The following is an 8,984-nucleotide window of genomic DNA, read 5'->3' as shown; positions in this document are numbered from 1 at the left end:
AAATGCTAAAATCAGAACTTCGGCTGTCGTTGTGGTTTGGATACGTATGGTTTCGTTTCAATTTTCAGCTTTTCAGTTTTTTCAGCAAGGGGGAGGGGTACGCCAAGTTTTGGCGGTTTGGCGATTGAGGCGGGCGGTGTTGGCGGTCTGGCGTTGGGAGGCGGTGGCGGAACGGGCTTCGAGTTCGCGGGCGGAGCACCATGCGGCTCCGGCGGCTTCGATGGTGGAGCGTTCGGCTTGGTCGTCCGTGGCGACGAGGCAGGTGGCGGGGGTGGCGGAGCGGGCGACGAGTTGTTCAATGACATCGTCGGCGGTGGTGCCGGCAGGGGTATAGATGATGGAGAACGAGGCGGGACCGACGGGGTGCTCGACAACGAGTTCGGGGCCGCGTCCGTCGAAGACGAGGGTGAGGCGGATGGCTTCGAGGTCGTGGATGGGGGCGAGGCGGTCAATGAGGCGGGCGCGGGCGGCGTCGCGGTCGCGCTTGAGGAGCGCACGCAGTTCCGGCCAGGCGTGAAGAATGTTGGAACCGTCGATGATGAGGTGGGTGAGGCCGGACATGCGGGGAGAAGAACGGAAGGGGCGAAGGGCTGAAAGGCTGAAACAATGCGCAAGGCGGGCGCTTGCTGAAAAGAGCAGTTCCGTAGCTCCAGCCACATGTTGTCCTTGGGGTCAGAAAGCTGCGGACTCCAAGAAAAATAGATGGATTGGTGAAGGATGGCGCGGGCGATTACCACCAACGCCAAAGGCTGGTGCCGGCGTTCTTGCCGGAATCGGCCAGTTCTTCAACCGTGAGGGCTTTGACGTGGGCATCGCAGAATGCCATCAGGGCTTTCATGCCGTCGCGGCGGAAATTGGGCGTGTCGGAGTCACCGAGCTTGCGTCCACCAGTGTCGTGCGGGGCCATGGTGTCGGTGTTTCGTTCAACGATTTCTCCAAGCAAAAGAGTGGAAGACGGACGTGGCATGGCGCTCAGGCGGGATTCGGCAGTGGGCCAGGTGGTGGAAGTGATTTTGCTATTCATTGCGATGGTTTTCTTTTCGCTAGTGATGGTGCCTTTGTCCGCGCCGGGGATGTCAAAAACAGTGTCAGTCCTGAATCGGAAGGTGCGGAGTTGATTGTCGTCTTTGCCATCAAGACGTGGATACAGATAGGGGCCGATGCGTGTCATCCAAGTGCAGCGACTAGCGGGAGCGGGCGGCACATAATTGTAGGTGGCGGGGAGGTTGTCCTTGTTGTCGGCGGCATACATGAGTTGGGCCGTGGCAAGCTGGCGGAGGTTGCTGGCGGATTGGACTGCGCGAGCCTTTTTGCGGACGCTGGCAACGGTGGGGATGAGAATGGCGGCCAGAATGCCAATGATTGCAATGACAGTGAGCAATTCGACCAAGGTGAAGGCTGGGTGACGACGGGTGCGAGAACGGAGGCGGGTGCAGGTGGTGGTGTGCATCGTGAGGCGCTCCGTTTTCATGGGATAGGTTGTGGGGTGAGGGTGCAAGTGAGGGTGGCGTGGGAAACGGGTTTGTCGAAGGCGAGAGCCAGTCGTTTGGGCGGGCCATTGAAGCGGGTTTTCAGGAGGCGTGTGTGTGGGGTCACGGTGGCGGTGGTGTCGGAGGTCGCGGAGATGGCGATGGCAATGCAGGCGGGGCCGTCGGTAATGATAGCGGTTGCCGCGGGTTGCGTCGGGTTGCCGGGCGGTGGTGTGGTTACGATTTCGCCAAAGGTGATGAGAGCGGTTTCGTAGGTCTGGGGCGTGGAAAACTCCACTTCGTCGGTGATGGTAAGCGCACCGCTGGCAGCGCGGGAATAGGTGAAGGTACGGATGAGGCGGATGAGTTGGGGAACGTCGTAGAGCGCGGTAAGGTCGAGCGAATACACGTCTTGTTCATCACTAAATTCGGTGCGCAATATTCGGGCCGCGGCATGGCGTCCGGGACGTTGGGCTTTGTCGGCAACGAGGGGAACGGAGTGGCCGGTGGAGTTCTTTACTTCAACTTGGTCATAGGAATCATGGGCGGTGTAGATATCGAGTCCGGGATCAATCACGGGACTGCGTCCGGCCAGAGCGAGGACAAATCCGCCGACATCGTTGTGGTTGTGATTCTCGGCGTTGTGTCCGCCTTTCAAGGTGGCTTCGAGGCGCGCGGGCGTATCCGTTCCAGAACGACAAACGAGGATGCCGGCGTCGGGGAACCAGCCGCGCAGGCGGCTGTTGTCGGAGGTGTCTGAGGATTGGGCGGGGTTGGCCTCGATGTGGTTTGGAATGACAAGGGGGAACGAGAAAATCGAGATTTCCGGGAGCGTGCCTTGGATTGGGTGGTCTTTGGCGGCGGCAATGAGCGAATGGGATTTGTCGGAAAATTCTCCGTGAAAGCGGGCGTTAACGATGTCGGTTATCCAAGAGGTGGGCGTGGGGTAGCGAGGGCAGTCGGCAATCGAGGGATAGACGTTTCCTGCCATGCGGAGTTTTTCCGGATAACGGGCGACGGCACGAATGATTGGCGGCTGGTAAAGGTCGATGCGCCCGTCGGTCGCGCGCAGGAGGGCTTCGGCGAGCAGGACGTAATGGCCGAATCCATACCCCCAGTAGCCGAGACCTTCGGAGCAATAGCCATCAGGAGTAAACCCTTCGTAGTAACGTGGCAGATACACTTGTGCCCCGGCGACGATCTCGGCGCGCGTGCGGATGTCGGGCACGATGGAGAGCGCGGTCATGAGGACTTGGGAGTGGCAGACGGCGTTCCAGTTGGTGGGGGCGTGGGTCCACCAGCAGAGTTTGCCGCGGGGGCCTGAGCGGATTTTGGCCAGATAGGGCTGGATGATGCGGCGGTCGAGTTCGGTCAGGGCGTGGACTCTCAACCGGGAGTCCAGTTTGTCGCCGAGCCAGGTGAGGGCGGTGGCAACAGTGGCTCCGCGAACGGCGGCTTCGAGGTCGATATTGGTGATCCTGCCTTCAAAGGTTTCCAGCGTGGTGTCGTGCGCGGGCAGGACCCAGGCTTTTTCGGACAGGATGGCGGTGAGTGTTTCCTCGATGGCAGGAATGTACCGTCCGGTGTCGGTGATGCATTCGGCGAGGGTGAGGAGGCGGAGGCGCACACGACGTTCGCGGTTGGGACGTTCGTATTCGACGCGGGTGCCTTGTTTTTTGAAGAGGAGAAAAAGTTCGTCGTTGATTCCGGGGATTGGTTTGCCGAGGAGGGCGTCGGCTTGGGCGGCGATGTCGGGGGCGCGTTTGGCAAAGTCTGTCCATGCTTCGCGGTCGGTAATGGGCGCTCCGAAAATGACGGGAGCGGAGGTGAGCATGGCGGCGGCTTGTTCGATGGCTTCGGGCGGGACCACGGTGCCTCCAAGCGCGGCAGAGGCTTCTTGTGGGGAAAGTCTGGATACGTCGATGTCGTCCACGCAGGCGGTGACGGTGGCCTTGCCGTAGGAGTGGATACGGATGTGGAGGCGGGCTGCGTTATCGGGGGCTTTCGCCACAAGAGTCTGCCGGGTCCAGCCTCCGGGGCCTTCGGGGACGGTGAGCACGATTTCGTTGCCGAGCCGGGAATCGTTGAGCCATTTGCCATCGGCGTCAGTAAAAAGCAGATACACGCCGAGTCCTTTGCCGTCGATGCCGCGTGTCCAGAAACGGGCGCGCCAGGTTTCGCCGGGTGCGACGGAGATCGGGGCGGAGCGGATTTCGCTGCCCCCGGTTTCGTCGTTGTCGGTGACGAGGAGGCCGAGTTTCCCGGTATGCGCGGCTTCGGGCGTGGCGCGGCTTTTGCCTCCGTCGGTTTTGTGGATTTCCCACCCAGCAAGGGCGTTTTCGAAGTCGAGGTTGGTAACAGGGGAGTTGTCCTGCCCGTAGAGGCATGGGATCAGGCTGAGGCTGGCGAGGGCGATGTGTATGCGGGTGAACATTGGAAGGTGCAGGATGCCTGAAGTGTGGTTGGCAGGGGGGGGGGAGGGGCCGGATGCGCGAGATCGGGGTTTGAGATTCCGGCTCAAGGTCAGCCGGATCAGCGATGGCGGCGGCAGTGGCGTAACGTGACTGCGAGCAACAAAAACATCGCGCCTGCAAAGACTGCGGTTTCGGCCGGTTCGGGAACCGTAGGGAACGGTGCGTAGGTGATGGTGAGGTTGTCGAAAGCGTAGTTGGCGGTGGAGCCGTTGCCATTGGCCAGAATCGCAAAGCCCAGCGTGGTGCCTACAACGGTGGGTCTGGGGGCGGTGCCTCCGCCAACGGTTGTATCCGCGTCAATCGTGTAAGTGACGCTCCATGTGCTCCAGTTCTCCGAAGCAGGGGCGGTATTGGTCTCGGATGCGGTTCGTCCGGTGGTGATTCTGTTGTTCCATGACCAACTGCCGCTGACCAGACCACTGAAGCCGGGGGATAAGAAACCGTCAGGCGTATTCAGGCGCCCCACTGAAAAGGTGATGGTGTAGGTGCCCGGTTGAATGGTGAGTCCGTTGTAAAAGCGGTTCACCTGATGGTCGTTGTTGACGTTGTTGGAATAGAGAAAATTGCTGCCGGTGAGCGCGGTGAGTCCCCCCACACTGCCTGCGCCACTGCCGAGCATGTTTTGGCGCGTCCAGTCGTTAAAATCGACGGTGTCGATCAGCGTCCAGCCGCCGTCGGAATTTTCCGTCAGTGTCCAGCCGCTGCCACCAGTGGGCAGGGCAGCGCAAAGTGATGTTTGTAGTGTGGGAGCTAATACGAGGGTGAGCGTCCAGACGAACAGAACGGCGGACAGCAGACGTGTGAGTTTGCGGGTATTCATGGCGTTTTATTGGATTTGTTGTCGGTGGTCCTCGCGGGCGAGACGGAGTTTGGACCCACGAGTGAAAATCTTATTTTGGGAATCAGCGTGTTGTCTGGCCATCAGAGTGGCGGATCACCAGCCGCCCGCGCACGAGATGTACGGCGGGATCGCGGCGTTCGGCGGGGGTGGCGATCATGTCGAAGAGTTCCATCGCGGCGGTACGAGCGACAGCGGTGAAATCCATGTCGAAACTCGTCAACGGCGGTGTCATTGCCTCGCAGAGGAGTTCCGCATTGTCGAAGCCGGCCACCACCATGTCATCCGGCACGTGCAGGCCGCGTGCGGCGAGAGCGTTGTAGAGACCGCGCGCCATCCAGTCGTTGGCGGTGAGGATGGCCGTGGGACGACGGTCGGAGGGGAGGGCGAGCAGGGTGTCGAGCAGGGAGGTCATGTCGGGGGGGGCCGATTCCGGCTGGGCGGGATCACCTGTGCGGGGCAGCATGGCCATGTTGACCAATTCCGGCGCAAATACCTGTTTTTGCCGGAGGTAGTTTTCGTAGCCGTGCAGGCGGGCGATGAAAAAGGGATGTGTCGAGTGCGAGCAAAGAAACGCGATGCGACGGTGTCCCTTTTGCCACAGATAGTCGGTCATCATCCAGCCGGCTCCTTGGTTGTCGGGAGCGACTTGTGGGAAACGAATCATCGGATCGTTAAGGCCGACAAATACCACCGGGATGTTGAGCGGGGTTGTTTCCAAAAAACGGGGAGCCGAGCGGGTGGCCCGGATGAGGAGGCCATCGATTTTGCGTTCGCGCACACAGCGCGGCACTAGGTCGCCGTCGCCCGAAAGTTCGATGAGCGAGTGGAAGCCTTTTTCCTGACATGCCTGCTCCACGCCGAGGGTATAGGCGGCGACAAGCGGGTGGTTGCTCCACGATGGGCCCGCTTCCGTGTAAACCATGCCGATGTTGCCAGTGCGGGAGATCGAGCCGGCGCGGCGCGTGGCAAGGAGACCGGCAGAGTGGTTTTTTTGATAACCGAGTTCCTCGATGGCGACCTGCACTTTCTTGAGGTTTTCAGGGGCAATGTTTGCCGCGCCGTTCAACACGCGGCTCACTGTGCCAACAGACACACCCGCATTGCGGGCGACGTCTTGCACAGTGATCGTTGAACGGGATTTTAGTTTCATTGAATCGATTCAAAAGTGAAACAATAAGAGCCGTCAACAATTTTTTTTAGAGGGGAGGAGGGGGCTCGGGAGTGAAGAAAAGGCTGACTAGGGTGACCGGGAATTACTGGACAATGCTGAGAATAAAACCGCGTTGACGATTTAGATGATCGGGGCGATTTTGGACGCATGGTTATGAGCGTTCAACAGGTCACAAATGCGGCGCTTCAGTTGTCCGACAGCGACCGCCGTCGCGTGGCCTCGGTGATCTGGGCAAGTTTGGCTCCGGTCAATGAGACCGCCGCCGATCTGGTTACGTTGACGCGTGACCGGGAACTCACCGATGGCACCGTGCGGCCACTGACACATGCACAGGTTTTCTCCACCGCGAGGGCTGCGCTGAAATGAACCGGTGATGCACCCGGATACGGGAACGGAACGGGTGTGAGTGGTGGAGGGCAGGAGGTCCGTACCAATGATTTATCGCCGTCCGTAGAGGACTTCAGCGGGATAGAGGCGGGTGATTTGATGTGCGGGGAACCATGTGCCGATCAGCGCGATGAGGAGCGAGATGGCGAGGACTACCGGAACCACGATCCACGCAAAACCGAGTGGCGCGCCAAAGAGGGTCGTGCCAATGAGCCGGGCAAGCGCCCAGCCAGCCAGACAACCGATGGCTCCGCCAAGGAGTCCGCTAAGCGCTGCTTCAGAATAAAATACCGCCATGATTTGCCAGGGGCGCGCGGCAAGGGCTTTCATGAGGCCGATTTCCTTGGAGCGCTCCATGATCGTGGTTGTCATGAGAGATGCAATACCCATGGCAGCAGCAAGGAGGGCGGCACAGGTGGCGATGATGAGGAGTAACTGGATTTTTCCAACGATGAGTCCTTCGGAGGCGGCAACCTGCCAGATGGGACGGACGACGACGCCGGAGAGGGTTTCTTCGAGTTGATGCGCGATGGAGGTTACGTAGGCAGTGCAATACCATCGGTCGTAATCTTCGGCGGCGAGGGAATCGGGGTCGATGCGGGCTCGGTGTGAGAGGCGGTTTTCCGGTACCGTCATGGCGGATACACGCACGGTCTGGACTTTGCCAGGAAGGCCAAGGAGGCGCTGCGCGAGGGTGAGGGGAAGGAGCAACTGGTCTTCCTCGGTGCCGCCGCTTTCGAGGATGCCGGTGATGGTCACGGTGAGGGAGGCGTCGGGGGGGGGGGGGGGGGAGGCGTCGGGGGCGAGTGTGATTTGGGTGCCGGTTGTCCAACCGCGGGCGGCGGCGAGGCGGCTGCCGACAAGGGCCTGGGGTTGGGTGTCGTCGGGCCAGTCGCCGCGCACTTGCCAGTAGAGGGCGATGTCGTGCTGGCCGGTGCGGAATTTGGGTTCGTCGGGCAGGGGAAGGGCGTGGTCGAAAAAGGTGCCGAGGATGGGAATCGTTGGAGATGCGGAATGGGGCGCTGCCGCGCCGGTGGACGGTGTATCCGATTTCGCATTAAGGAGGCGGGCCTGACCGGGGAGGAGGGGGGCGAAGCCGAGGATGTTGTTGCGCCAGAAGATCTCCTTGATGTTGGCGAGTTCGGTTTCGTCGAGGTAGTCGTGTGCGTTGCGGCTGGCGGCGGATGGGGTGGCGGTGCTGGAGACGGCGTCACCGAGAAGTTGAGGAAGGACGGCTTGGGTGGCGGGTTCGATGAGGATGTTGGCTCCGTAGGATTTCATTTCGCGCGACATTTTGTCGCCGCTGTTGATCGACACGGCGAGGAGCGCGGAGATGAGCGCGGCGGCCAGAAATACGGTGGCAATGGCGAGGGTCTTACGCCGGAGGTTGTGTCGCCAGGATTGGAGGATGAGCCGCGGGAGCATGGTCGGTATTCAAGATTTGGGGACGCAGCAGGCGGGAGTGGTTGCGGCGGCAGCAGGCGGAGCGCCGCAGACGGGGTTGTCGGAATGGGCGGACGCGGGGGGCGTGTCAGGCGCGGGCGTTTCGACGGAGGTGGTGAACATCTGGGCGCCAGCGGCGAGGGAGTCGCGCGGGATGATGATTTCGGAGGCGGTTTGTCTCCAGTTTTCCATGACAATGGGGTTGCAGCCGCCGGGTTTGCCGACGGAGGGGAGCACGAGGTTGACGCCGCAGGCGATGCAGATGACGCGGTCGTCGCGATGCACGTAGCCCATGTCGCCGCAAAGGGCGCAGGCGTCAAATACGACGGCGGGGGCAACGGCTCCGGGATGGCGGTTGATGATGAAAAAACGGACGATTTTGCCGTCGTCAGCGATCCATTCGTAGCGGTGGAGTTGTCCGTCGGCGATGAGGTCGAGAGGAAGGCGGACGTTGCCGTCTTCGTCTGCGGCGATGCGGAGGGCGTCGGTGCGCTGGAGGGGGCGGGAGGCGACTTGGTCCCAGTAGAGTTGCGCGGCGCAGGCGGTGGCGGACAGGGTCAGCAGGCCGATGGCAAGGCGGCGGGCGGTGCGCCGGGCGGCGAGGGATTTGCGGTGGTCGGGAGAGGAGGGGGGGGGGGGGGGGACGGCGCGTTGCGCCGAATGTCCAACATCCAACGTCGAACGTCCAACATCCAACGCTGAACACTGAATGTCGGAGGCGGGCGGGACGCCCGCGCCACGGCGGAGGAAGAGGCGGGCGAGGGCGGCGATGAGGAGGGTGGCAAGGGCGAGGTGAGTGAGGAGCCAGGGGTAGTTGGTGGTGCGGGCCACAAAGCTGAGATTTTCACGGGTGAGGCCGATGTGTTTGAGGCGGATGAGGGCGAGGACGAGGCTGCCGGTCAGGGGGATGAGGATGAGCAGGGTGTTGGTCAGGAGCAGGGGCCAGCGGAGAACAGGGAGGGCGCGGGTGATGCGGCCTAGGAGGATGCCAAGCGTGGCGGTGAGAGCGATGGCGAGGAGGAGGGCGGTGAGGTTGAGGAGGAGGTCGGTGTTGACAACCGTGGTCGCGGTGAGGGCGCCGAGGTTGGGGTCTTGTCCGAAGCGAAAGGCGGCGGTGGCAGCGAGGAGGGCAGTGCAGCTTAATCCAATGAGATTCGAGGCGCGGGAGAGGCGGGAGAGGTGGGTGGGACAGGAGGGGG

8 protein-coding genes are annotated in these 8,984 nt (G+C 61.6%); 1 reads left to right on the top strand and 7 read right to left on the bottom strand.

The features are described from left to right. Nucleotides 1–81: 81 nt before the first annotated feature. The 5 genes from OBACDRAFT_RS07205 to OBACDRAFT_RS07185 form a co-directional block, all read right to left on the bottom strand. Nucleotides 82–561, bottom strand: coding sequence for an NYN domain-containing protein (locus OBACDRAFT_RS07205; protein WP_081721872.1), 480 nt, complete (start codon nucleotides 559–561; stop codon nucleotides 82–84). A gap of 169 nt (nucleotides 562–730) precedes the next feature. Further along, on the bottom strand, nucleotides 731–1,471 hold the full coding sequence (locus tag OBACDRAFT_RS25085; protein ID WP_052361409.1) for a type II secretion system protein: 741 nt from the start codon (nucleotides 1,469–1,471) through the stop codon (nucleotides 731–733). Further along, nucleotides 1,468–3,903, bottom strand: a complete 2,436-nt coding sequence (locus OBACDRAFT_RS07195; protein WP_052361399.1) for a heparinase II/III domain-containing protein — start codon at nucleotides 3,901–3,903, stop codon at nucleotides 1,468–1,470. The genes OBACDRAFT_RS25085 and OBACDRAFT_RS07195 overlap by 4 nt, the downstream gene beginning before the upstream one ends. Nucleotides 3,904–4,001: 98 nt before the next feature. After that, nucleotides 4,002–4,763 (bottom strand): hypothetical protein, encoded by a 762-nt coding sequence (locus OBACDRAFT_RS07190; protein ID WP_043584199.1) that lies wholly within the window; start codon nucleotides 4,761–4,763, stop codon nucleotides 4,002–4,004. Nucleotides 4,764–4,845: 82 nt separating this feature from the next. Beyond that, complete coding sequence (locus OBACDRAFT_RS07185) at nucleotides 4,846–5,934, bottom strand: LacI family DNA-binding transcriptional regulator (protein ID WP_043584197.1); 1,089 nt, start codon at nucleotides 5,932–5,934, stop codon at nucleotides 4,846–4,848. Nucleotides 5,935–6,108: 174 nt separating this feature from the next. Between OBACDRAFT_RS07185 and OBACDRAFT_RS07180 the strand changes: the two genes are divergently transcribed. Then, a complete protein-coding gene (locus tag OBACDRAFT_RS07180; RefSeq protein ID WP_157836949.1) occupies nucleotides 6,109–6,321 on the top strand; it encodes a hypothetical protein in 213 nt (70 codons plus the stop codon). Nucleotides 6,322–6,393: 72 nt separating this feature from the next. Here the strand turns inward: OBACDRAFT_RS07180 and OBACDRAFT_RS07175 are convergent, their stop codons facing one another. Both OBACDRAFT_RS07175 and OBACDRAFT_RS07170 read right to left on the bottom strand, forming a co-directional pair. Further along, nucleotides 6,394–7,767, bottom strand: coding sequence for an ABC transporter permease (locus tag OBACDRAFT_RS07175; RefSeq protein ID WP_043584192.1), 1,374 nt, complete (start codon nucleotides 7,765–7,767; stop codon nucleotides 6,394–6,396). Nucleotides 7,768–7,776: 9 nt separating this feature from the next. Next, nucleotides 7,777–8,984, bottom strand: a 1,208-nt coding sequence (locus OBACDRAFT_RS07170) for a Fe-S-containing protein (protein WP_043584190.1), incomplete at its 5' end; no start/stop codon positions are given.

It is taken from the genome of Geminisphaera colitermitum TAV2 (assembly GCF_000171235.2).
Lineage (GTDB): Bacteria > Verrucomicrobiota > Verrucomicrobiia > Opitutales > Opitutaceae > Geminisphaera > Geminisphaera colitermitum.
This window is presented reverse-complemented; position numbering and strand designations above follow the sequence as displayed.